Annotated in this window: 18 protein-coding genes; 6 read left to right on the forward strand and 12 right to left on the reverse strand. The window is 50.4% G+C overall.

Annotated features, from left to right (window positions below; all coding sequences use genetic code 11):
- Positions 1-2: 2 nt before the first annotated feature.
- From DEV76_RS01150 to DEV76_RS01180, 7 genes are all read right to left on the reverse strand, one after another.
- Positions 3-2,300 (reverse strand): aminotransferase class III-fold pyridoxal phosphate-dependent enzyme, encoded by a 2,298-nt coding sequence (locus DEV76_RS01150; protein ID WP_109694253.1) that lies wholly within the window; start codon positions 2,298-2,300, stop codon positions 3-5.
- A gap of 4 nt (positions 2,301-2,304) precedes the next feature.
- Positions 2,305-4,200, reverse strand: a complete 1,896-nt coding sequence (locus DEV76_RS01155) for an MGH1-like glycoside hydrolase domain-containing protein (RefSeq protein ID WP_109694255.1) — start codon at positions 4,198-4,200, stop codon at positions 2,305-2,307.
- A complete protein-coding gene (locus DEV76_RS01160) occupies positions 4,197-7,274 on the reverse strand; it encodes a glycoside hydrolase family 2 TIM barrel-domain containing protein (protein WP_157962648.1) in 3,078 nt (1,025 codons plus the stop codon). The genes DEV76_RS01155 and DEV76_RS01160 overlap by 4 nt, the downstream gene beginning before the upstream one ends.
- A gap of 59 nt (positions 7,275-7,333) precedes the next feature.
- On the reverse strand, positions 7,334-8,854 hold the full coding sequence (locus DEV76_RS01165) for a RagB/SusD family nutrient uptake outer membrane protein (RefSeq protein ID WP_109694259.1): 1,521 nt from the start codon (positions 8,852-8,854) through the stop codon (positions 7,334-7,336).
- Between the two features lie 22 nt (positions 8,855-8,876).
- Entirely contained in the window at positions 8,877-11,957 is a 3,081-nt protein-coding gene (locus DEV76_RS01170; protein WP_109694261.1) for a SusC/RagA family TonB-linked outer membrane protein, read from the reverse strand.
- A 218-nt stretch (positions 11,958-12,175) separates the two neighbouring features.
- Positions 12,176-13,807 (reverse strand): tetratricopeptide repeat protein, encoded by a 1,632-nt coding sequence (locus tag DEV76_RS01175; RefSeq protein WP_157962649.1) that lies wholly within the window; start codon positions 13,805-13,807, stop codon positions 12,176-12,178.
- A 319-nt stretch (positions 13,808-14,126) separates the two neighbouring features.
- On the reverse strand, positions 14,127-15,314 hold the full coding sequence (locus DEV76_RS01180) for an ROK family protein (protein WP_109694265.1): 1,188 nt from the start codon (positions 15,312-15,314) through the stop codon (positions 14,127-14,129).
- Between the two features lie 248 nt (positions 15,315-15,562).
- On the opposite strand from DEV76_RS01180, the gene DEV76_RS01185 reads away from it, so the two are divergent.
- The 5 genes from DEV76_RS01185 (at position 15,563) to DEV76_RS01205 (ending at position 21,010) form a co-directional block, all read left to right on the forward strand.
- The gene (locus DEV76_RS01185) at positions 15,563-16,630 is read left to right on the forward strand and encodes a helix-turn-helix domain-containing protein (RefSeq protein ID WP_109694267.1); all 1,068 of its coding nucleotides are present in this window, start codon (positions 15,563-15,565) and stop codon (positions 16,628-16,630) included.
- Between the two features lie 74 nt (positions 16,631-16,704).
- Complete coding sequence (locus DEV76_RS01190; RefSeq protein ID WP_109694269.1) at positions 16,705-19,092, forward strand: outer membrane beta-barrel protein; 2,388 nt, start codon at positions 16,705-16,707, stop codon at positions 19,090-19,092.
- 116 nt (positions 19,093-19,208) lie between these two features.
- Positions 19,209-19,727, forward strand: a complete 519-nt coding sequence (locus DEV76_RS01195) for a DinB family protein (RefSeq protein ID WP_109694271.1) — start codon at positions 19,209-19,211, stop codon at positions 19,725-19,727.
- A gap of 96 nt (positions 19,728-19,823) precedes the next feature.
- A complete protein-coding gene (locus tag DEV76_RS01200) occupies positions 19,824-20,525 on the forward strand; it encodes a WG repeat-containing protein (RefSeq protein ID WP_109694273.1) in 702 nt (233 codons plus the stop codon).
- 212 nt (positions 20,526-20,737) lie between these two features.
- Positions 20,738-21,010, forward strand: a complete 273-nt coding sequence (locus DEV76_RS01205) for a hypothetical protein (RefSeq protein WP_109694275.1) — start codon at positions 20,738-20,740, stop codon at positions 21,008-21,010.
- Positions 21,011-21,014: 4 nt separating this feature from the next.
- Here the strand turns inward: DEV76_RS01205 and DEV76_RS01210 are convergent, their stop codons facing one another.
- Positions 21,015-21,461 (reverse strand): hypothetical protein, encoded by a 447-nt coding sequence (locus DEV76_RS01210; RefSeq protein ID WP_157962650.1) that lies wholly within the window; start codon positions 21,459-21,461, stop codon positions 21,015-21,017.
- 64 nt (positions 21,462-21,525) lie between these two features.
- On the opposite strand from DEV76_RS01210, the gene DEV76_RS01215 reads away from it, so the two are divergent.
- Positions 21,526-22,701 (forward strand): glucuronyl esterase domain-containing protein, encoded by a 1,176-nt coding sequence (locus DEV76_RS01215; RefSeq protein ID WP_109694279.1) that lies wholly within the window; start codon positions 21,526-21,528, stop codon positions 22,699-22,701.
- A gap of 42 nt (positions 22,702-22,743) precedes the next feature.
- On the opposite strand, the gene DEV76_RS01220 is transcribed toward DEV76_RS01215, so the two are convergent.
- From DEV76_RS01220 to DEV76_RS01235, 4 genes are all read right to left on the reverse strand, one after another.
- A complete protein-coding gene (locus DEV76_RS01220; RefSeq protein WP_109694281.1) occupies positions 22,744-23,475 on the reverse strand; it encodes a YggS family pyridoxal phosphate-dependent enzyme in 732 nt (243 codons plus the stop codon).
- A 79-nt stretch (positions 23,476-23,554) separates the two neighbouring features.
- Positions 23,555-23,785: a thioredoxin domain-containing protein gene (locus tag DEV76_RS01225; protein ID WP_109694283.1), complete on the reverse strand. Its 231-nt coding sequence runs from the start codon at positions 23,783-23,785 to the stop codon at positions 23,555-23,557.
- 5 nt (positions 23,786-23,790) lie between these two features.
- On the reverse strand, positions 23,791-24,675 hold the full coding sequence (locus DEV76_RS01230) for a dihydrodipicolinate synthase family protein (RefSeq protein ID WP_109694285.1): 885 nt from the start codon (positions 24,673-24,675) through the stop codon (positions 23,791-23,793).
- A 35-nt stretch (positions 24,676-24,710) separates the two neighbouring features.
- Complete coding sequence (locus DEV76_RS01235) at positions 24,711-25,193, reverse strand: cupin domain-containing protein (protein WP_109694286.1); 483 nt, start codon at positions 25,191-25,193, stop codon at positions 24,711-24,713.
- Positions 25,194-25,247: the final 54 nt, after the last annotated feature.

Below are 25,247 nucleotides of genomic sequence, written 5' to 3' on the forward strand. Positions count from 1 at the left end.
TTTTAGAGTGATAATGCGGTTAAGGCTTCGTCGAGATGGCGCACCATATCTGCAGCGTTCTGTTTACTGAAAACCATAGGTGGTTTTATTTTAAGTACGTTGTACAGCGGCCCGTCGGTACTCAGCAGGAAGCCTCTTTCCTTCATGCTTTCAACCAGCGCGTTAATTTCATTCACTGCGGGTTCTTTTGTACCACGATCTTTCACCATTTCGGCGCCTACAAACAATCCATGCCCGCGCACATCGCTGATTACGGGGTGTTTCTCCATCAGTCCCCGTAACCCTTCCATGAGGAAGTTGCCGGTTTCCAGTGCATGCTGCTGCATGCCTTCTGACTGGATCACATCCAGCACAGCCCTGCCGGTAGCCATTGATACAGGGTTACCGCCGAATGTGTTAAAGTATTCCATACCATTATTGAAGGCATCCGCAATCTCTTCTGTAACTACCACAGCAGCCAGCGGGTGACCGTTGCCAATGGGTTTGCCCAGCACTACGATATCAGGCTCCACGTTCTGCAGCTGGAAGCCCCAGAAGTGTTCTCCTACGCGTCCAAAACCAACCTGAACTTCGTCGGCTATACAAAGTCCGCCGGCTTCCCGTACCAGACGGTATACGTTTTCGAGGTAATGATCGGGCAGAGGGATCTGGCCGCCTACGCCCAGCAGTGTTTCACAAATAAATGCAGATACTTTTCCGGAATTTGCAGCCAATATGTTCTTCACACTTTCCGCATACTTCTCTCCTGCCTGCGGGTCGTTATAACCATAGGGGCCACGGTACAGATCAGGAGAATCGGCTTTATGGATATAAGGCATCTGCCCGAAACCGCCTTTCCCGTCAAACTTATACGGGCTCATTTCAATCGCTACCGTGGAAGTTCCGTGGTAAGCATGATCGAGTACGATCACATCTTTCCTTTTGGTAAAATGCCGGCTCATGCGGATGGCCAGATCATTCGCCTCACTCCCCGAATTGGTGAAATAGCACACTTTAAGTTTAGAAGGCAGCGTACGGGTAAGGGCTTTCCCGAACTCCACCAGGTGATCGTTCAGGTAACGGGTATTGGTATTGAGTGTGGCAATCTGGCGCTGCATGGCTTTTACCACCACAGGGTGGCAATGTCCTACATGACTCACGTTGTTCACACAGTCGATATAGGTACCGCCTTTATCATCGTACAGGTATTGCAAGGCGCCTTTAATTATTTTAAGTGGCTGACGGTAGCTGATGCTGAGGTTGCGGCCTATGAACTGGTGGCGCTCCTTCAGCAGCGGGCTATAGTCCTGCTCCTGCTTTACCAGTGCAGGCATGCCGCACGCTTTACGGAATACATCTGCTGCTTTTACAGGATTGATACGGATCAGTTTCTCCAGCAGCTCCCAGGCATGGCGCTCTGTTACAAAATGGTGGCCGTTAACAGAACCATTGGAAGCCTGCCAGGCCGATTGCGTAACACTGATGCAGAGGCGCGCGGCAATGAGGTAATAAATCAGGTCTACCTCCTGTTCCGTGAGCGGATAAGCAGCATGATATCCCTCAATTACCCAGGCGGCGGCCTGTAAAGGATCAGGAGTATCGAGCATGGCGTAAGTACATGCAATGGCAATGTTATTAACCAGTGCGGAATATACCATATCCCCCAAATCGATCAGGCCACTTACTTCACCGTTCTTCACCAGCACGTTATAATCGTTGGCATCGTTATGAATGCAGGCATGCCGCAGGGAACTGAGTACGGGGAGTACTTCCGTTTCAAATGCCAGCAGGAAGTATCCCGCCAGGCGGCGCTTTTCCGGATCGGTAATGCAATGCAGAAAACGATTGGCATCTGCTGCGGTATTCACATCCCACACATAAGGCCTGTGAAGGGCGTCGTGGGCAAAGTCCTGCAGAGACTCATCGGTTTTACCGAGGAAATGGCCCAGGCCGGTATAGAGTGATTTAGGTTTATCTTTCACATGCACCCAGCAATCACCATCCAGCCAGGTGAGAATGCGCACATTATACTGCTTCCCGTTATTGAAAACCGGCGTTAGTTCCTGGCGGTTCTTGTTGCGGAGTATCTGCTGAAACTTCCAGGCTACAGGGCTTACCGTAAGGTGATCCAGCAGGCGGAGCTGTGCATCGAGGAAGGAATAAGGTTTTTCCTCACCTGTTACCTTCAGGATAAACTTCCGGCCAGACGCATCCGTGAGCCTGTAATTGTATTCGTCGTATCCCTGAAGTGTGTCCACTTCCACCGCAAGCAGGTAGTTTTTCTGCACCAGCTGCTGCACTTCGTTTGCTGTGAATTGCATGTCGTTACTTGTTTTTCAATATCATTAAGAGATGCGCCGCCGACCAGCTGAAGTTTCTCGCATTGAGCCCTTTGCCGGTGAGCGGGTGATAATTTTCATATACAGGCTGATCGGTTAAAACCCCTTCAGCCCCGGCCAGCAACTTCGCTTCAAGCACTGCTGCCAGCGCGCGGTAACCGTAATTCCGCAGGCCCTCTGTTCCGAAAGCAAACTGATCCAGCCATACCGGCCCGCGCCAATATCCTTTCATGGGATCGAAGGCAGGATGGTCGGCAGAAAGCGTTGGCAGCGGAACACGGGTATTAAAGCGGGCAGTATCTTCCATTTTCTTCTTCACTGCAGCGGCTTGATCCCGTGTAGCCAGCCCTGCCCATAAAGGAATCCATCCTTCAGGCCCATCGGCCGGCACATGCCCGGGCGCACCCAGCATACGGTCTCTGAAGTATCCGGCACTGTTGTCATAGAAGCGGTTTCCGATCAGTTGCTTCAGTTCCTCCGCCTGCTGTACAAAGTTGTTCTTCTCCCCTGCTACCGCACAAAGCCTAGCGAGGTACAATTTTTCGGCATAGAGGTAAGCGTTGAGGTCCACACTTTCCTGATTCAGCGACCAGGCAGATTTGTTGTTCTGCAGCATCACCGCACTGTCGAACCGGACTGCATTATCCATCCCGCTTTCCCAGGCTGCGGCAATGCGCGTACCATCGGTAGAGCCATATTCACAAAGACCGTTCTGATCATGATCCCTGTGCCGGAACCACCATTCGTGATAGCGGATGAGCCGGGGCAGCATTTCGCGGACGAAAGCCCGGTCGCCCGAATGTTTATAAACCTCCCAAACACCCCAGGCGGCCAGGGGCGGCTTAGTATCGCGCCAGTTATTCTCATCTTTATCTGCGTATATACAATCGGCGATCATGCCATACTCGTCCTGGTAATCGAACATGCTGCGGATGTTATTCTTCGCCAGCTGCGGGAAGAACATACCGATTCCGGCAGCCTGCTTCCAGCTGTCCCAGCTCCATACACCATAAAAGCCCTGGTAATTCACGGAAGGGAAAACCCCGTCGTGCAGGATGTGCTTCGAAGCACTACGCCAGTTGGTGATGAGCGTAACCATGCATTTCACTGCGAGGCGGCTTTCCGCAGCATTCAAATTTTTTGCCCGGGAAAAGTAGGTAGCGAGATAACCGTTCCATCTCCTTTCGTTCCTTTTCAGCTCCGCCGCAAAATCATATTTCCCATGCGGGTGTTTACCATCCGGTGCATAGGAGTGCCGCTGGGTTTGTGTATATACACCTCCCGGCTGCAGCGTCTTCTTCCATACTGCCGAATACCCCAGTGAATCGGATGTAATGGCATCTGCCATCGGCCAGTTGATTTCAAAACCCCGTCCCTGCAAGCCCTGCTTATCAGCAGCCATGCCCTTCACTTTACCGCTGTATTCCACCTGCAACTGAACAGGCTTGCTGCCACGGTTGATGATACGCGTATGCAACAGGGCTTCCCTGCCTGATACGAAGATCAATTGCTGCTTTACCGACCAGCCTTTGCTGTCGAACGACTGCTCCAGCAAACCGGGATAGTAATGGATCGCAGCTTTCCCTTCTGCCAGATTCACCCGTTGACCGTTTACTGTCACTGCCAGCCGGGATACGGCATCCGACAGCCAGCGCCCGTTCATATCCATTACCAGCGGACCGGCGAATGCACCATAATCCCCTTCTTCCAGAGGCAATGCATATGCATGCCATGCACCCATATCGCTGAATACATTGGCTTCAATGCTTCGCCCCTGTGGCATACCTGTACGCAGGTCCAGCACATCGGGGAAACGGGCGCGCTGTGCAAACGCGCCCGGCATTACAGTTAATAATATGATGAAAAGGAGAATGGACTTCATGGCACTATCGGAAGGAGAATGAATGAATATTGATAATCGCGGTAAGGCAGCATGTATTCGGCATGCGGGGTTGCTCCCCAGCTGTTATCGCCACCTACGCCTGATTGTTTGTAATCGATGTTCCACCAGATGAGATCGTCGTTGGTCATGGAGCCGCCGTGAATATTCTCCGGTGCATGCCTGTCGAATTCCATGCGGTTCATATCGAAGTGAAGCACACCGGTACAGATGAGCGGCTCCCCCTGTGCTGTAAGCCCCAGACCCGCTGCGTTCGTCAGGGAAATACGACGTACATCGGTACGGTATCCGCTTTCCTGCGCACGGGGGTATGGATGGAAAAGACTGTCGGCTTTCATGCTATACAACCCCACTGCCGCTGCAGTCTTCCTGTCTTCATAGTTATCAAACGGACCGCGGCCAAACCAGCTTACATTATCCATATCCCCTTTCAGGAGCATGCGCATACCAAAGCGGGGCAACTCAGGCAGGGGATTTTTACCCGCTTTCATAGCCACGTTCACTACCACCCGGCCATCTACCTGTATGTGATATTCCACGATGTAAACTGCCTGAACGGCTGGCAGGTAATGCTGAGTGCGTACCCTTACTCCGGAAACATCCTGCATCACCCGGAAAGAATCCAGGCGTGCAGAGGCCGGCGCATCTTTCCAGACAGCACAACGCATTTGCTGACTGTTACCGATATCATTATCGGTAGGAGCCCGCCAGAAATGAGGCTCCAGCGGAGCAATCATCATCTCTTTCCCGTTAAGGGTGTATTGCTGCAGCCATCCAGTTTTTTGATCTAACTGTAATTCGAAATTATTTCCGGCAACGCGCAGCTTTCCATCAGCTTCCACTACTTTCACCTGCCCGCTAACGGTCGGCAATACTGCCCGCTGCAGTGTATTCATTGGAAACTGCTCCCATGCCGCAAGGTGTCCGGCAGGAACCAGCGGTGAATTATCACGGGTACGCGCTTCTATCGTTACAAAGTATTCGGATTGTGAGTCTGTTGCAGGCAGGGGAAGTGTAATTACTTTTTCTCCCTGTGGTTCAACCTGCACACGATCCAGCTTTCCTTCCGCCACCCGTTTGCCATCTCTGGTTACAAACCAGGAAAAGTCTAATTGATCCAGCCCCGTAAAATCGTAACGGTTGGTTAACCGGATCTGATTGGCAGACATCGGCACTGTTGAAAAGGTTACCGGCTGAACAACTTTCTTAAATTCATAAGCCTGCGGATGCGGTGTACGGGCGGCAGTAAAAAGTCCGTCGGCACAGTAGCTCGTATCACTGGTAGCACCCACATTACCCATATCCCGGCCATAAGCCCAGATGTCGCGGCCGGCTTTGTCTTTCTTCTTAAATGTCTGATCAGAAAAATCCCAGATAAAGCCCCCCTGCAGTTGCGGGTGCCTGTACATCAGGTCCCAGTAATCCTGCAGGTTCCCTCCGCCGTTGCCCATCATATGCGCATATTCGCAGAGGATGTAAGGCCTGTCGCGCCAGCGGCGCACATACTCCAGCAACACGCTGGTAGATTTATACATGGGGCAGATAATATCCGTATATGCATTGCGCTCTGCAGCTTCGTATTGTACGGGGCGCGTACTGTCGTTCGATTTCAGATATTGATAGGTGGCAATAAAGTTTTCCCCGAAACCGCTTTCGTTGCCGAGGCTCCAGGTTACGATGGAGGTATAGTTCTTATTCGAAGCAAACATCCTCCGGGTACGGTGGAGGTAGGCCTCTTTCCATTCCGGTTTATCAGACAGGGTTTTGGTGGGGTGAAAATACATCCCGTCGCATTCGATGTTAGCTTCATCTACCACGTACAATCCATATTCATCGCACAGGCGGTACCAATCAGGACTGTTAGGGTAATGACTGGCACGTACGGCATTGATGTTATATTGTTTCATCAGCCGGATATCATTCACCATGCTTTCCACTGTAATTACTTTCCCGGTATACATATCGTGTTCATGCCGGTTCACACCCTTGATCTTCACGGCCACACCATTCACGAGGAATAGCCCGTTGCGGATCTCTACCGTCCGGAAGCCCGTTTTATGAGCGATGCTTTCCACAAGCCGGCCATTTTTATCGAAGTGAGATATGAGCAGCGTATAAAGATGGGGATGCTCTGCATTCCAGCTTTTTACAGTGCCCGGCCGGGCTTCGAAATGGTAACGGTCTTTGTTACGGAGAGGCTGCTGTGCGGAGTAAATGGTTTTGCCACCATCATCCAGCAACCGGATCTGCAGGCGGCCTCCTGCAGCAGGTGTACTCATAGCAACATCCAACTGAAGGATGCCATTCTTATAAGTACTGTCTAAAAGCGATTGTACAAAGAAGTCGCGTACTGCATTTTTAGGTCGTGCAATCAGTTCCACACTGCGCTCAATACCGGAAAGCTTCCACATGTCCTGCCCCTCGAGGTAGGTAGCATCACTGAAGCGGAATACCTGTACGGATACGGTATTGTCGCCTTTTCTGAGTAAGTCGGTAACATCAAACTCAGCAGCAGTTTTACTGTCTTTACTGAAGCCCACATACCGCCCGTTGATCCAGCAGTAGAAAAATGAGTTTACCGCACCAAAGCGCAATACAACACGCTTGCCATTCCAGTTATCCGGTACACGGAAGCTGCGGCGGTAAGAGCCTACGGGGTTATCATGCTCCGGCGGATACGGCGGGTTTACAGGGATAGGATATTCCACATCCGTAAAAATGAATCGGTCAAAACCCTCTGTTTGCCAATGCGCCGGTACTTTTATTTCCTTCCATCCCCCTACATCATATTTATCAGCAAAAAAGCTATCCGGCCGCTGCGCAGGCGAAGGCGATAATTGAAAGCGCCATTTCCCGTCCAGCGACAATACAAATGGTGAAGGCTTTCCTGCCAGCGCATCACTTTCGGTGGCCGAAGGTATAAAGTGAGCATGTGGCTCCAAAGCGTTTTCCGTTTGCACCGCAGGGTTCTGCCAGGGCTTCCCTTCCTGCTGTGCACGGGCGTTCAATGCCAGGCAACATACCATTCCAATGGTGAATCCTATTCGATGTATCATGCGTTCCGTGCTAATAGTTAAAAAAGCGGCGGCGCGGTATGAGGCGCCGCCGCAGGAAATCAATACAAATTGTTCTGTTTCAGAAGCGGGTTTACACTGATCTCTTTCAAGGGTATTGGGAAGCGGATGTGTTTATCTTCCACATAGTTGGCTGCCGAAGGCTTGGCATGCAGCTGCAGCGTGCTTTTCACATTCAGCTTAGCCGTAGTGCCACGTGCCCAACGCATCAGGTCAAACCACCGGATGCCCCATTCCATTGCCAGCTCTACCGGCCGTTCGGTATGGCGGATGTGCTCACGCAACTGATCTTTGTTTAAACCTGCAATGGGTGCTGCATGGCTGCGTACACGTACTTCGTTCACAAATCCAATGGCCTCTGCGGTTTTATTGTTTTCGTTGGCAGCTTCTGCCAGCATCAGCAGCACGTCGGCATAGCGGATCACGGAAATATTATACCCTACATAAGCTCCTCCCCTGTCGTTAGGATAGGCGTATTTGTTGAAGTATACCGTACGCACCATGGTACCTTTCACATCGGCATAAGGCACCAGGTTGGCAGGGGTATTGAGGTCCCACATGGCAGACTGCGGATCATCGAAGAAGATGGTACCGTACACACGGTCACTGAAACCACCACCGGGTGTTTTATCGTTCTTCAGGGTTTGCACCAGCCAGTCTGAGGGGTACAGCAGCTCCCAGCCATCGAGCACACCGGGGCGCACCTCGAAGTTGAAAGGATGTCTTTCATCAGACACCGTACGGTCTCCGCTGAACTGTATCTCGAAAATGCTTTCCGGTCCGTTTTCCTTCGTACCATTAAAGTTGTCAACGTAGTTAGCGTTGAGTGTGTACTGCCCGTAGATCTCACGGAACTTGGCTTCTGCCAGTGCCCACTTTTCGCGGAACAGATAGGTTTTAGCCAGCAATGCTTTTGCGGCACCTTTTGTAGCACGGCCTTTATAGGCATCTGTGTAATTGGGAGGAAGCACGGCTTCAGCATCCGTCAGATCCTTTTCGATCTGCGCCCATACATCTGCAGCAGATGCCTGCGGTGCCTGGAGCTTGGTAATATCCTTCTCGAACTTCAGTACCAGCGGCACATTTTCAAATCCGTTCACCAGCAGGAAGTAATTGTATGCGCGGAGGAATTTGGCTTCCCCTACGATCTGGTTACGCTCGTCCTGCGTCATCACATTAATGGAAGGTACTTTCTCGATCACCTGGTTGGCACGGCCAATACCGGCATAGCAGGTAGCCCACAGCCCCCAGGGACCGCTTTCATCTGCACTATTCACAAATGCAGCGAGGTTTTTCCCATAAGGCTCGTTCTTATTATTATCGATATCGTCGCCTTTATAATTCAGTGTGGTAAACACTTCTTCGAACCAGGTCCATTTAGAACCGTCGTGCGCCTGCAATGCACCATAGGTGGCTGTGATACCCTGAAGGGCGTGCTGGCGGGTGGTCCAGAAAGTATTCTCCGTTAAGTTTTGCTTATCGTCCAGTTCCAGGTATTTGTCCGAGCACGCAGTGAAAGTTGCGGCGGTAAGGAAACTGAGGACGGCTATTTTAAGTTTCATAATGTTCGATTTTTGATTCAGTTTAGAAGCCTACGTTTACACCAACCACAAAGGAGCGGCTCATGGGATAATACCCACGGTCTACACCACGGCTGAAAATACCGGTGTTGGATAAGTCCGGATCAAAGCCGGTGTATTTCGTGAACGTGAGCAGGTTGAATGCTCCGGCGTAAATACGCAGACGGTCTACATGCGCCTTTTTAGTCAGCTCCTGCGGAAGGGTGTATCCCAGCTGAAGGTTCCGTAAGCGGAGGAACGATGCATCTTCGAGGAAGTAATCTGATACGCGGAGGTTCTCGTTCCTGTCTTCGTTGCTCAGGCGGTAAATGTCGGACCCTGAGTTAGAAGGGCTCCAGGCATTCACGAGGTCTGCAGAGCGGTAGAAGCGGTACAGGAACATCTTTGCACCATTGTACATTTTCTGCCCCTGCTTACCATTCAGGAAGATCATCAGGTCGAAGTTCTTCCAGGCAGCATTGAAGGTTACACCGTAATCGAGTTTCGGCAAACCGTTGCCCATGATCTGCTTGTCCTCATCGTTCAGCTCACCATCTCCATTGGTATCATCGAAACGGAGATCGCCGGGCGCGGCATTGGGCTGCAGCTTATCACCACCTTTATTCACATGCGCATCAACCTCTGCCTGTGAGCGGAAGATGCCGGAAGATTTGTAGAGATAGAAAGATGCCAGCGCTTCACCTTTGCGGGTGATGGTAGTACCCCTGTTTGCGAAATCCACAAAGCCATCAGCAATCATCCCTTCGTCGTATCCAAGGCGGATGATTTTATTACGGCTGTGCGAGAGGTTCACCGTTACATCCCAGTAAAATGCTTTGGCGCCGGGCTGGCGGTAAGTGGCCGTCAGTTCCCATCCTTTATTCTCCATGTCGGCAATATTGGTCAGCGGCATAGCCGTGATGCCCGATGAAGAAGGGATTGGTGTTTCAGCCAGCATGTCAGACGTTCTGGACTGGAAATAATCGAAGCTGCCGCTGATGGCACCTTTCAGGAAGCTATAGCTCAAACCAGCGTTGAGGGTGGAGGTTTGCTCCCATTTGATATTGTTATTGGCAAGACTGTTGGCGATGGCACCCACATACACCTGCTGGCTCAGTGCGGAACCGAAAGGATAGTTCAGCAGCCCGTCGGAACCGGCGATGTAAATCTTGGCGAGGTACTGGAAGTTGGCCACGTTCTGATTACCAACAGAACCGTAGCTGAAGCGGGGCTTCAGTTCTGAGATCCAGGGTACATCGAAGAAGCTTTCGTTATGCAGATTCCAGCCACCGGATACGGAGTAGAAAGTACCGTAGCGGTTGAGCGGGCCGAACTTGGAAGAACCATCGCGGCGGAGGCTTCCCTGCAGGAAGTATTTATCGTTGTAGTTGTAAGACACACGGCCGAAGTACGACTGGAGCGTGCTGGAATAGTTCCAGCCATTGGCGCGTACGAAATCGCTGGTACCGTCGATGATGAGCCCGGAGAGGGATTCAATCAGCGGGCTGCTCAGGTGGTTACCCGAACCTGTTGTACCCTGGCTTACAGACTTCTCACGGGAGAAGCCGTACATGGCTTTCACATTATGCTTGCCAAAAGTCTGCTCATAGTTCAGCAGATGTGTAAACACCTGGAACTCGGTACGTCCGCGGCTTTCAGACCTGCTGGGGTTTTCTACCAGTGCCTGTGCACCGAAGTCGTAGGCAGGCGTTTGTGTAAACCCAAAAGTATTAACGATGTTGCGGCCCGCGCTGAAGTTGTAGGAGAATCCTTTCCAGAGCTTCAGATCGGCAGCGATGTTGAATTGTAAATGATCGTCGGCAGACCGGCTGTTGCTCAGCATCATTTCCCCAACGGGGTTCCCTGATCCCAGTTCTGCTTCCGGCTTGGCATACCCGTTGGGCACCGAAGCATCAAAAATGCGTTTGTGCGGAAGGGTGTTATAGAGGTTCATGATGGGCGAAAACCCAGCGCCACCGTCACCGGTCACATCCCCGAAGTTCTTGTTATTGAAACGGGTATAGGAGAAGATAGGGCTGATTTTCAACCGGTTGTTCATGAGCCGGATCTCGGTATTGAGGCGGATGTTATCCCGCTTGGAGCCCGAATTGATGACGTTCCCGGAATGCTCCCAGTGGCCGAGAGAAAGGCGGTACGAAATCTTTTCCGAAGCGCCGGACACGTCTACATCATGCTTCTGCTCCACACCTTTTTTCATATACGCACCTACCCAGTCGGAGTTGGCGTACTTGCTGTCGTCCTGCACATAGATGGGAGGTGCGGAAGAGGAACCATCGTTCGCATACGCTTCTTTCACCACTTTGTTCATGGCAAACTTATCCAGCAGATCGATGTTGTTATTGAGCCGGTGCATGGAAACGTAGGAGTTGAAGTTGATACGCGGCTCGCCGGATTTCCCTTTTTTAGTGGTGATGATGATAACGCCCCCTGCTGCGCGGGCACCGTAAATGGTGGCGGCAGATGCATCTTTCAGAATGCTTACCGACTCAATATCGTTCGGGTTGATGTCGTAAGCATATCCCTGGGGGATACCATCTACCACATACAGCGGGTTATCGTTATTGATACTGTTCAGTCCGCGTACAAGCACCGTAGGGTTGGCAGCGGGGTTGCCCGTACCTGAGCTAACGATCACACCGGCAGCCTGGCCCTGCAGCATGGTTCCGATATTACCGGAAGGCTGCTTAGACAGGTTTTTGGTGTTAACGGTGGAAATGGCCGATGTAACATCCCCTTTCTTTTGGGTACCATACCCTACCACTACCACTTCATCAAGACCTTTGGAGCTTTCTTCGAGCGCTACGGTGATATCGCTCTGGCCTGCTACCGGTATTTCACGGGAGGCAAAACCCATGGCGGAGATAACGAGCACTGCGTTGTCTGGAACTGTGAGGGTAAATTGACCGTTAACACCGCTGGCCGTTCCGTTACTGGTGCCCTTTACCTGGATGCTGGCCCCGGGAATGGCCTGCCCGGCGGCATCCGTAATTTTACCTTTGAGGGGCTTACCGGATTGGGCCATCGCCGCAAACCCGGATATTAACAGGACCAGCAACAGTCCGTTCCCTCGGAATAATTTCCACATACATTTTGGTTTTTAGTTTTTTAAGAATAACATGGACCTGCCCGGGTACTGCTTGCATAGGTTTTTGTAGCAGAAGGACGTGAAATCACAGCCCCGGGAATGTATTCGTAAAGTAGACCGGAAAAACGGGCGCAGCGGCATTAAGGGCCTCTATCCGTGCCTTACAGGCACCTCTACAGGACCCCTACAAGAGGGTTAACTAATTGATAATAAAATAATTAGAAATTACGGAGAAAGTCAGACAGACTGTCTTTATGCTCCAGGTTAAACGCTTTCCGGAGACGGTAGCGGGCCATTTCAACTGACTTTACGGAGATATTATTGAGGGAGGCGATGTCTTTTATCGACAGGTTGAGGCGGATCTGGGCGCAAAGGCGGCGCTCATTTTCGGTAAGGTTGGGGAACTGGCGGAGGAGGTTGAAGAAGAAATCCTTGTGGATCTCGTTCACCGAAAGGTTGAAATCCTGCGCGTCTTTATTGATATCAAGATCGTGCTGGAACTTATTGACCATCTTATTGAACCGGGCAATATTCTCCTTTTTGGCATCGGAGTGGATGTCGAGGGAGGCCAGCTCGTCGATGAAATGGCGGATCATTTCATTACGCTGGGAAATGTAAAGGGCGTAGTTTTTAAGATCGTTGTCCCGGAACTCCAGTTTATTATTGAGGGCTTCCTTTTCCATGAGGGCGCCATCCAGCTCATGTTTGATGAGCGCCCGCTTCACTTCTTCCAGCTCTTTTTCCTTTTTCTGCTTTTGCTTCAGCTTGGAATACAGGAGGAAGCCTATAATAATAAGGAGTATCACCCCGGCGGCCAGGGCGTTCCGCTGGAAGGACCGGAGCTCTTTCTGGGCCACGAGGGTAATGATGCGCGTCTGGTTCTCATCGGCTTCGCGCTTAAGCTTAAGGGCGGAGATGGCTTCGCTTTTACTTTTAGACAGTATCTCGTTCCGGACGCGTGTATATTCCTGCAGTTCGTTGAAGGCGGTTTTGTATTCACCCAGGTTCTGGTACAGGAGAACGGAATTGGTAAGGTTATCGAGCAGCTTCTCTTTCCGGGTATTGGAATTGCTTTGGTGAATGAGGGTACGTGCCTGTGCCAGCAACTCCCGGGCCTGAGGGTACTCCTTCAGCATAATGCGGCTGTAGGCCATCTGGTTAAGCACTTCCGCATGAGACAGGCCATCCGTTTGCCGGAGGGTGGCCAGTGCCTGATTGAAGTCGGCAATTGCTTCAGGATAACGGCCAAACTCGTTTTCACATATCCCCCTGTTACTGAGGGCAGTAGCCACCATGCCTTCCAATCCCCGATCCCGGGCAAGCTGCAGGGTACTGTCGAAATACTTGCGGGCAGTGGCAAACTCGTCTTTTTGCAGGTATACCAGGCCGAGGGCGTTCAGTGAGAGCGCAATCCTGCGCGGATCGTTGAGGCGGCGGTAAATATCATATGCTTCCTGGTGGTACTGGAGGGCGAAATGGGCGTTTTCCGTATCGTAAAATATCCAGGCCAGGTGTGTGAGGCTCCGGGCACGGGCACTGTCGGTTTTTACGAGGTCGAGCGCAGTATAGGCATAGTTAAGAGCCTGGTCGTACTGGTCGTTATATAAATAGCCTTCCGATAAATTGAGGAGTGAAGCGGCCTGAAGGGCGGGATCTTCTTCTTTCAGTGCCAGCAGGTATGCTTCGTTGGCCCATACAAGGGCTATGTTGGTGGAGTCTTTATTATAATAGCCGGCCAGCAGGTTGAGCGTTCGGATTCTTTCCGGGGCTGACATCGACTTACCGGCCAGCAGGGCCGTGAGACTATCGGTGTTTACCTGTGCGGAAGCTGCCTGGCAAAAGCATGCCATCAAGAACCAAATCCAAATCCTCATGAAGGAAAAATAACAAAATTTAGGAAAAGACTGATCTAATGTATACTTACTCCTTATTTAAAGAAGGGTTACTGTATATCTAATGTATATAAAATGCAGTAAAACCCAATACAGTACTGGATAAGGTACAGATTTATATACATTACAGTACTACTTAGGTAAGATTACGGTAAATATACTGAAGGGTACCATATCATTATCGTGAGCATATAGTATAAAAAAAACCGACCCTGAAAGAGGGCCGGTTTCCTTGTTCACTGTATTTCAATTTTGCCTTTATAATGATGCGGTTGGTTTACTGAGGTGTTGCATAATTCTCCATGACCAGTGCTGCGGATCCGAGCAGTTCGGCTTCATAGCCGAGGGCGGATACTTCTACCGCGGTTTGTGTAGCCAGCCGCGGTATGCAATGTTCATTGAGTGCCTGTTGTACGGGCGCGAGCCAAAGCCTTCCGGCAAGTGATCCGCGGCCGCTGAGCACAATAGAGCGAGGATTGAGGAGGTGGATCAGGATGGCTACGCCACGCCCGATGTGATACCCTATTTCCCTGATCAGCTCTATACAGAATTTATCTCCCCGGGCTGCTGCTTCCATGATGCTTTCGGCATCTTTTTCAATTTCACCGGTGGGGAAATGATCCTGCAGGGAAGATATCTTACCGTCCTGCAGGCCCTTCACGGCTTTGTCTATTAACACGAGCAGTGAAGTTTCTGTTTCGAGACAGCCGCTCTTTCCACAGCTGCAAAGTTTGTTGTTATTGAAAAGCGGGATGTGGCTGAACTCACCGGCAAAACCGTTGTTGCCGCGGAAGAGTGATCCGTTAAGGATCATTCCCAGGCCTACGCCCCATCCGATATTAACTACCATACTGTTGGCCGCTTTCCGGGCGATGCCGAACCGGTATTCCGCCAGTGCGATAAGACTGGAATCGTTATCGATATGGACCGGCAGGCCGGTGGCTGTTGCCAGGTATTCCACAATCGTTTGCTGCTCCGTTCCGTCCTGCATGGGGAAGCTGTAATTTTCACCACGCATCCCGTCAATAAACCCCGGCATTCCGATACCAACTCCCAGGATGCGCGACCGGTCTATCCCCGATTCATTTACCGCATCCGCCAGCAGTGTAGCCAAAGCCTTCAGTGCCGTCGGATTATTCTTCAAAGGCAGCTCGTGCCTCCGGATACCGCCTACATGGCTGTTGGTAAGGTCCATCATAGAGATGCGCGTCACCAGCTGGTCCATGGAAACCGACAGTATGTAAAGTGCCTTTTTATTAATGGTGTATGTAATGGGACGCCTCCCGCCGCTGGATGGTGCATAGCCCGAAGGCTCCAGAATCTTCTCTTTCACCAGGTGATTAACCGTCCGGATCGTAAGCGGCAGACTCTTTCCGATGCGCTCGCTCAATTCAGTGGCAGATAACGTATTTGCATAGTAAATCTCCCTCAGTATCAAACGTTTATATTGCTCATCTTTTTTCATGCAGGGAAAGAATCCACCTCAAGATAATAATAAATTTAGAATGAAGACAAAACTTTCTAACTTTTTTAGGAAGTATTTGTCTAGTCCTTATAACCAATTGATAATAAAGCACATTCGCAAGTCAACCCATCTTACTTTTCCCCGTTTCCCTCCCCCGTCCACCCTATTCTCCGTCTAACTTTACAGTTTTCCTTTGTCCACTATTCATCATGAAGCCACCTGATTTTTATTTATTTTAGGAGTTATCTATGAACACCTGGCAGCAAATACTCTTATCCCTCAGCGCTCTTGGCGCCTGTAATGGTCTCATCCTCGGTTTGTATCTTTTACTCAACCGGAAGGGCCGGCCATTGTGGACCTTCTTCATGGGCCTCATGTTGTTAATGATCAGCATCCGCGTAGCCAAATCCGTATTATTTTATTTCAATCCAGCCCTTCCGAAGCCATGCCTTCAGACCGGCCTAAGCGCCTGCTTCTTCATCGGCCCTTCTTTATATTATATGTTACTCTCTGCACGGAACGCCGGGAAGCCGGTGCCTAAAAGCTGGAAAGTAGCATGGGCCATTCTGTTGGGGATCGTAATCGTCGGCGGCACCGCCATTTCCTACCAGGCCTACCCGGCAATCTGGAACAAAGTGATCGCTTATATGATATATGCCCAGTGGTGCATCTACCTCTTGGCCTCCGTTTATATTATGCGGAAAGAGATTGCAGGCATTTTCGCAGGTAAAGCAACCGTGCTGGAAAGGCAAATGCTGTCTGTACTCGCCGGCAATATCATCCTGTATCTCTTTTATGCACTCGCACTTTTCCGCTATCTCCCCGCAGCTTATATTTCTGCGGCCGTTTCGTTCTCCTTTATATTATATGTAACCATTTTCATTTTCTTCTACGGCGGTAATACAAAAACAAACGGATCTCCATCTGCGAAAAAGAAAATACCGGAAGGCGATGCTCAGGCCTTACACGATAAACTCACAGCCGCTATGGCCGACCCTGCCATATATAAAGATCCCAATCTCAAACTGGGCGACCTGGCCCGCCGCATGCATATTACCCCTCACCTGTTATCCCAATTCCTGAACGATAACCTCGGCAGGAGCTTCTCCGCTTTCGTAAATGAATACCGGATCGGGGAAGCATGCCGGATCATTGCCGCCAACGACCACCTTTCTCTTGAAGCGATTGGCTACGAAGTAGGCTTCAATTCCAAATCCACATTCTATACAGCCTTCCGGAAAGTTACCGGCACCACGCCGGCGCTGTTCCGTGAAAACAATGGAGAAGTGCCACTTAGCGGGCGTCCGGGATTATAATACAGGACGCCGGAATTCCCGCAACCGGACGTTCCCGGCCACGGGAGGTACTAGGTTTGTGAAAAACAACCCTCATGCCGACCCTGGTGCAACGAACACTGCTGACATGCTTTTGCCTTATTTCCTTTTCATCTCTTTCCGCCCAAAGTAAAATCACAGGGCGGGCCACCGACCATTCTTCCGGCAATGCGATACCCTTCGCCGCCGTTAGGGTGCTTACGCCCGGCGCTGTGATGATAACAGGACAAGTGGCTGATTCCGCGGGAAGATTTTCGTTCACAGGGCTCCGGCGTGCGGAATACCTCCTTGAACTTTCTGCGCTGGGATACGAAACCCGCCGTGTTCCCATTCCACCCATGGAGCACTGGCAGTCCGACACCCTCTCACTGCAACCCTCTGCCAGTTTATTGGGAGAAGTAACCATCAGCACAGACCGTATGGCTATCCGGCGGCAGGCCGACAGGATCACTGTTCAGGTGGCAGACAACAAGATGTTCCTCGCCTCCGCCAATGCATTCGATGTACTGCGAAAGGTACCGGGGCTGGAAGTGGATGGCGAAGGCGGCCTCCTGGTATCCGGACGTATTGTTCCCGCATTATTCATAGACGGACGCCCTGCACAGATGAGCCCCGAAGAAATCAGGCAATACCTGCGCAGCCTGCGCCCTGATCAGATCGCTTCCATCGATGTTATCACCCAGCCTTCGGCGCGGTACGATGCGGAATTTAAAGCCATCATTGACCTGAAGCTCCGGCGCGATCAGACGCTGGGCTGGAACGGGCAACTATCTTCTTCCCTGCAGCAAAACGAATACACCCAGTCCGACAATTCACTGGCAATGCATTACCGCACCCCGCGCTTCACTTATTCAACACGCCTTGGCTATACCGGAGGCAGCACCATTTACCGTTACGGCGCATTGCAACATCTGTCCGATAAAAACATACAGCGCACCCGCACCAGCGTGCCCACCCGGCACGACAACTACACTATCCATTTCGGAACCCTGTACCGCATCAATGATCGCCATAGTACAGAAGTAGTGTTACGTGGGTTCCGCTCTAACCGCCGTACGTTTACTGACAACACCATACACACTACAATTCCTGCAGCCGAGCCGGAAACTGTGGCTCTTACAAGGTTCCGCAATAACGGGCATCCTGTGCAGCATAATTTATCAGGCGACATCCGCCACCTCAGTAATTTCAAAAAATGGCAGCTGGAAGCTGCCGGGGCCATTTTCAGTATTGGTAACCGCCAGACGGAAGACATTGTTTTCAGTGATGACCTGAATGCCCGGCGCCCCGGCCAATGGAGAACTGTGTTAAAAAATGATATCCGCATCCGTACCCTGCAGGCCGACGCCACGATTCCTGTGGCAGCAGGGAAATGGAGCGCCGGCTTCCGCATGGCATTTAATACTACCAGGAACAACCTCCGGTACGATACCCTGTCAGCCTGGGGATTCCATACAGACAGCAGCCGCACTAATCACTTCAATTACGACGAACGCATTTCCGCTATATACCTCTCCCGCAGCGGCACCCTGAATAAGATGGAATATTCCTTAGGCCTGCGGGTGGAGCGTACACACACCCTGGGAAAGTCTGTACAGGAAGGTATCACTAATACCCGCCGGTACCTCAGCTGGCTTCCCAGCTTCAGCCTTATGCAGCCTTTGGGGAAAGACAGGCAGCTGCTGCTGAGTTTTACCCGCCGTATTACAAGACCTAATTTTGCACAGCTAAACCCTTTTCGTTTTTATTTCAGTCCCTTGAATTACTTCGTAGGCAACCCCCAGTTGCAGCCAGCCATTCTCAATACGCTTAGTATGGGATATACACAACAGGCATGGTCAGTTACTTTACTGATGGGCCGCGAAGAAGATCCCATGGCGCGCTACCCTGAGTATAACCGCGAAACGCATGTACTGGAATACCTTGGACGCAACCTTCCTTACAGCGATTTCGCCAGTATTGAATCTGCCTTTCCTTTACGGGTAACACCCTGGTGGAGGATGAACAACAACTTCGGGCTTTACTACCGGAAAGAGATCACGCCTTATCATAATGCCACTTACAAAATTCCCATCCTCCAATGGACTGTTAACGGCAGCCAGGTATTTACATTACCTGCCGGCATCACAGCCGACTTAGCTTACAACTACAGATCCCGCGGAGGTAATGGACTGTACCGGTCCAAACATATGTATGCCATCGATATAGGATTACAAAAGGCCTGGCTGAAAGGAAAACTGCAGTCAGGATTGAACTTCTACGACATGTTCGATACTTACAGAGTAGTGTTTACTTTCCGGGAGAAACAGATAATTGATAATCAGCTCAGCCACTGGTTTGGCACCCGGAGGCTGGTGGCGTCATTATCCTGGCGCTTTGGCCAGTCTGTATACAAAGCCGGCCAGCGAAAGAAGCAGGAAGAAGAAAACAGGATCGGGATGTAAAAGCAGATACATACGTATAGTGATTTATCCTGTCACAAATACGCCTTCAGGTTGTCGCATATGCACAGGACGCAGCAATGCAGGATGCTTAATTTTGATTATTAAATATCCGCATTATGACAACCACAACCCTTATAGCAGAGATCCGCACCTCCACAGATGAATTACTGGATGCTATCAGCCTGTTTACGCATGAACAATTGAACCAGGTTCCTTTTGCCGGCAGCTGGACGCCGGGGCAGGTGGCACAACATCTGCTGAAATCAGAAAGCGGCATTCCTCAACTTTTTGAAGGCAATACCGCTCCTGCCAATCGGGAACCCGATGCCCTGGTACCCGTGATACACTCGATCTTCCTCGACTTCACCACTAAAATGCAATCTCCCGATTTCATTCTCCCCGACGAAGAACCCAAAAACGGTGAAGCGCTCAGGCAGCAACTGAAACAAAACCGTGAACATATCCTGCAGCTGATATCCACCAGGGATCTGACAAGGCATCTGACAGATTTCGCATTTCCTGAACTGGGAGAATTAACAGGCTTTGAATGGATGAAGTTTATGATAAGCCATGCCAAAAGGCATACACATCAGATGAAAAATATGCTGCCTCATTTTAACAGCGTCTCAAAATAAAACGGAGAAAACCCATCCGGTTGGCCGGTGATAACCATCATTTTTACTAGCTTCGCCAACGCTGCCAAAAGCAGTGATATCCATTAACCTTAGATTATGAAGCTATTCCTTTTCCTCCTGCCAGGCGCTCTTTTAATAGCCTGCCAGTCGCAAACCGGTACCCCGGCCGCCAATGCCCAGGTTACAACAACAGAAAACTCCATCCCGGGATACCTCGATACCCTGCAGGACCAATGGATCTGTGAAGATCAGGCCTATTCCGCCAGCGCATTCTACGATAAAAGTGCTGAGTTCGCCAGTATCACAAAGCAGGATTCCACTGGCGAGAACATTGGCATGGGCCTTATCGACCGCCAGGGCGTTATCCGTGTACCGCTTATTTATGATGGCTTAAGCGTGGGCTTTACCGACAGTGTTTGCCAGGTTCACCGTAAAAACCTCATAGGTCTTGTAAACTGGGAGGGTAAGGAGATAGTGGCGCCGCAATATAATATGCTGGCCGACCATGCCACATTCGGGCTTTTACGGGCTGTTAAAAATGATTCCGTTGGCATGATCAACCTGAAAGGCGAAGTAGTGATCCCCATCCAATATGCAGAAGCCGAGGCCGTAGGGGAAGGACTGGTAGCCTTTATGCATAAGCCACAGGAATGGGGCTTCATCAACCTGAAGAATGAAGTAGTGATTCCTCCTCAATTCACCTTTGTAGCTCCTTTCGAAAACGGAAAGGTAGTATTGCAGAAGGCAGATGGAGAAGATTACATCGTTTACCCCGATGGGAAGATTGTAAAAAAATAAACTGCAGTTTATAGAAAAGGGCTGTCTCTGTAATAAGAGACAGCCCTTTTCTATTCCGGCAAATATTTAAATTCTTATAATTAATATTTTATTCGGATATAACTTGTCGATATGACAGAGATCTGGCCTGTATTTTTTTTAATGACAGGTTTTAGAAAAAACAGAATACATCGTATATTCATGAGTGAGAGCCAGCTTAAACCCTACACATTATGAAAAAGACCCTGATCATTAAAATCGTTTTATTGCTATTGCCATTGATTTCTGCCTTCGTACTGTATTTGGTTAATTTGGACAGCGATGGTATCGGAGGGGGTTATTACGACCTGACGCATCTTTACTATGCCGTTATTGCCGGCATTTTTTACTTTGTTTTCTGCATTGTACTGATGTCTAAACTCACCCGGGAAAACATTCCCCTGCTGGCGGTTGCGGCTATATTACTGCTGGCACACCTCGTTTACCTGTTTAAAATTCTGCGGTAAAGGATCAGCAATCGTTATAACGGTAATGGGTATGCTCCAGCGCATCTTCATAAAATTCCTGCTTATTGGCGGGTAGTTCCTTTTTGCGGAGCGTAACCTTACGGATGGTTTTCCCATCCGGAGATATCCAGCTGCCAGTGAAGCCTTCTTCACTGCGCTGAAGGATCAGCACACCGGAAACACCGGTTTCTACCATCACGTACTGGTCTTTACCATTGTAATCCACCGTCAGCAGGAGCCACTTCTCCCGGTCGAGCTGCTTGTTGTAAGTGTATATGCCCCGGTACTTCGGTTCACCGTTGCAGGGATCCGGTACGCCTTCGAGGAACATGGTAACGGGGATCTTTCCGTCGATTTCTCCGGTATAGAGTAACAGGAGGGGCTTCTCCTGCGCGCGGGTTTGCAGGGAAACGAACAGCAGCGCGAGTATGGCTATAAAACGAATATGCATGATGCAAATGTCATAAAAAAATGCCGTATCTTTTTTGGCGGCACACCGGCCTAAAAATTCCACCATGAAAACAATTCCCTTTTTCGCAGCCATGCTTTTCTGCACAATTACCTTCGCTCAGAATTACAATGAAGCGCTTGTACCTGCATATACACTGCCCGATCCACTGATAACACTGAACAACCGGCCGGTTAAAAATGTAAAGTCATGGGAGCAGACACGGCGGCCGGAAATACTCCGCTTATTCGAAAACCTGGTATATGGACAGATGCCGAAAACATTTGACCGGATCAGTTATACCCCTGTCCGTGAAAGCCGCAGCGCAATGAATGGCCATGCCATCCTGAAAGAGACCCGTGTAATGGTATATCACCACGGCGACTCCGTGTCCATTGACGTAACGCTCTTCATCCCCAAAGCCGCCAAAGGCGCCGTACCGGTATTCCTGCTCATCAACAACCGCCCTAAAAAGAACACTGACGCCGACAGGAAAGAGAAAAGCGCTTTCTGGCCGGCAGAAATGGTGATAGACAGTGGTTATGCCGTAGCGGCGTTTCACGTGAGCGATCTGGCACCCGATGATAAAATAAAATACCCCGAAGGCGCATTACGCCTGTATCCGGAAATGCTGCAACAGCCCAATGGGATGAAAGCTATCGGCTCCTGGGCATGGGGTGCTTCCAGAGTGATGGATTACTTTGAGCAGGAACCGTTAGTGAATGCGAAGCAGGTAGTACTGGTGGGGCATTCGAGAGGAGGTAAAACTTCACTATGGGCAGCAGCGCAGGATCAGCGTTTTGCTATCTGCGTGAGCAACTGTTCCGGTAACACAGGCGCCGCCCTTTCCCGGAGGCAGTTCGGGGAGCGTATCAGCCGCATCAATACCGTATTCCCTCATTGGTTCTGCAATAATTACAAACAATACAACGATAAGGAAAACGACCTTCCGGTAGATCAGCACATGCTCATATCACTGATTGCCCCGCGCCCTGTGTATGCCACCAATGCCACCAAAGATCTCTGGGCCGATCCTACAGGCACTTTCCTCGCAATGAAAAATGCGGAGAAGGTATACGCGCTATATAGAAAATCGTCGCAGCTGCCGGCCGCTCCCCCTGCTGTGAATGAGGCGGTAGTTAACTCCACGCTCGGTTATCACAACCGGGAAGGGGAACATGATATGACGGAGTTCGACTGGAGGCAGTTTATCCGGTTTGCCAGGCACCATTTCGGGAAATAATAACCGATCTGCCCCCACCTGCTCCCATCCGCCTGCCGGGCATTAAAACTTTTCATTCCAGTAAAAACTATCCGGAGTAGGGCGCTGTCCGAATATGGCAGTGCCCACTCTTACAATAGTAGCCCCTTCCGCGATAGCCATTTCCATATCCCCGCTCATCCCCATCGATAATTCTTTCATTTCCACACCCGGTACATCCATAGCAGCAATCTCATCGCGGAGTTTGCGGAGGATGCGAAAGCATTCCCTCACTTTTACTTCATCGGTACTGAATAGCCCGATCGTCATCAGTCCTTTTATTTTCAGCGTTCCAAACGCAGCCACCTGTTTCACGAGCTCTGCCGCCTGAGAGGGATGAACGCCGAACTTGCTTTCTTCCCCGGAAGTATTTACCTGTATGAGGATATCCATAGTACGGTTAGCGGCGGATAATTGCTGGTGCAACTTCTCTGCCAGCGATAAACGGTCTACCGACTGAATGCAGGTCACCTCACATTTCAGGAGGTCTTTGATCTTGTTGGTCTGTAAATGCCCGATGAAATGATTCTCATGGGGTATATCTTTCAATGCATCATACTTCTCTTTCAGTTCCTGCACCCTGTTCTCTGCAATGAGCGTTTCTCCTGCTTCCAGTGCGATCCTGATACCATTGGCAGGTACTGTTTTAGTAGCCATCAGCAGGCGCACCTCTCCGGGTGCCCTTCCACTGGCCATACAGGCCGCTGCTATCCGCTGCCGGATACGGACTATATTGTTGCTTACATCCTGGTACATCCTGTCGTATTAAGTTATTACATGCCAAAACCCGGCAAATGGTAAAGCACCAATTGCCGGGCGGCTTCATTGTCCGTTACTATTTCAAATCTGCAAAAGCTGCTCCGAAATTGATGTGCAATACATTTCCATTGGGCGTTACCAATGCGGGTACCGACTGTATGCCTGCAGCTTCCGCTTCCGCCAGCCGCGACTTATCATTACCGAGATGTACTACTTCAACGTTTTCTGTTCCGATAAGCTGAATAATGTCCTGCTCTGCGCTCACGCATACCGGGCATCCTGCGTGATAAAATACTGATTTTGCCATTTTGATTAGTTTTTAATGAGTGAAAGAATGGTGGATAATTCGGCCGATTCGGCGGGTGTAAGGGGCTTTAGCGGACTTCTGAGGAAACCGCCATCTTCCCCTAAAATCTGTAACCCTGCCTTCACAGCCCGTGGCAATCCTTTAGCCACTATAAATCTGAGGAGATCCAGTTGCTGATAAAATACCTGGCGGGCAGCATTGAAATCATTCCGCTGCACTGCATCGTGCAATGCAACGTTCAATGCAGGGATGAGATTAGGTGCAGCCGTACACCACCCGTGGGCGCCTGCAGTAAAAGCTGCCAGTGCCAATGGATTCGAGCCATTGTAAAAAGCTACATCTTCGCCCAGCTCTCTGCGGAGGTAATGCATCCGCTGGATATCGCCCGTGCTTTCCTTGATCATTGTTACGTTGGGGATTTCCAGCAAACGCTTCAGAAGTGCAGGAGACATATCTACTCCGCCCGTTGCAGGATTGTTGTATGCCATGATAGGAATACCAATATTAGCAGCCACCGCATCATAATGCTGTACGATCTCATCATCTGTCAGCTTCCAATAGCTCATGGGAATGATCATGACGGCAGAAGCGCCAGCTTTTTCGGCGAACCGTGCATGGTAGATCGTTTTTTCGGTGGTAAGGTTAGATACGCCTACCAGTGTTGGTACACGGCCGGCTACCTGCTGTATACAGGCTTCTGTAACCGCCTCTTTCTCTTCATCGGTCAGGTATGGCAAAACACCTGTGCTGCCTAAAGGGGCTATGGCGTGGGAGCCGGAAACCACCAGCCTTTCCACCAGGGATCTGAACAGGGGGAGGTTCAGTTGTTCTTTTTCATTGAAGGGTGTGATCGGGTAAGCGACAACACCCTGAATCGGGATGTGTTTCATGTGGTAATGCTGTGCTGGATATGATGAATACCGGATCAGAGGTCGCGCCCTTCTTCTTCCCGGAGTGCTACACCGAGGTTCTGTAACTGGGGCGCGTTTTCGCAGGCGATGTATTTGGCCGGCTCGTCATTACTGAGGTTCTGATGCCGGTGCCAGGCCCAGGAAGGGATGTATACCGCATCTCCGGCCTGCCATTCCACTTTCTCTCCTTCTATCTCCGTCCAGCCCCGGCCTTCTATCACATATAACACCGTTTCATAGGTGTGCCTGTGGCGGTTGGTGATCTGCCCCGGCAGGAGCCCGCCGATGGTCATGCTCACGTTTTTACTGGGCAGGTCCACGAAGAAGACGGGGTGCTTCCTTTCCGTGGAGAACTGATTATGTTCTCCGGCTTTTTCCACATTCCGGTGGATGAGATGCGAAGGTTTTACAAACTTAGGACGGGCAAATGTTTCATGGAAGTCTTTGGAACTGAACTGTTTTGCATCAGTTACAGGTGCCTGATTTGTTTGAACCATGGGAAGATGTTTTAAGTGATCTGATTGATGACGACACAAAATTACCCTACCTTT

The sequence above is a fragment of the Chitinophaga deserti genome (assembly GCF_003149455.1).
GTDB classification, from domain to species: Bacteria; Bacteroidota; Bacteroidia; order Chitinophagales; family Chitinophagaceae; genus Chitinophaga; species Chitinophaga deserti.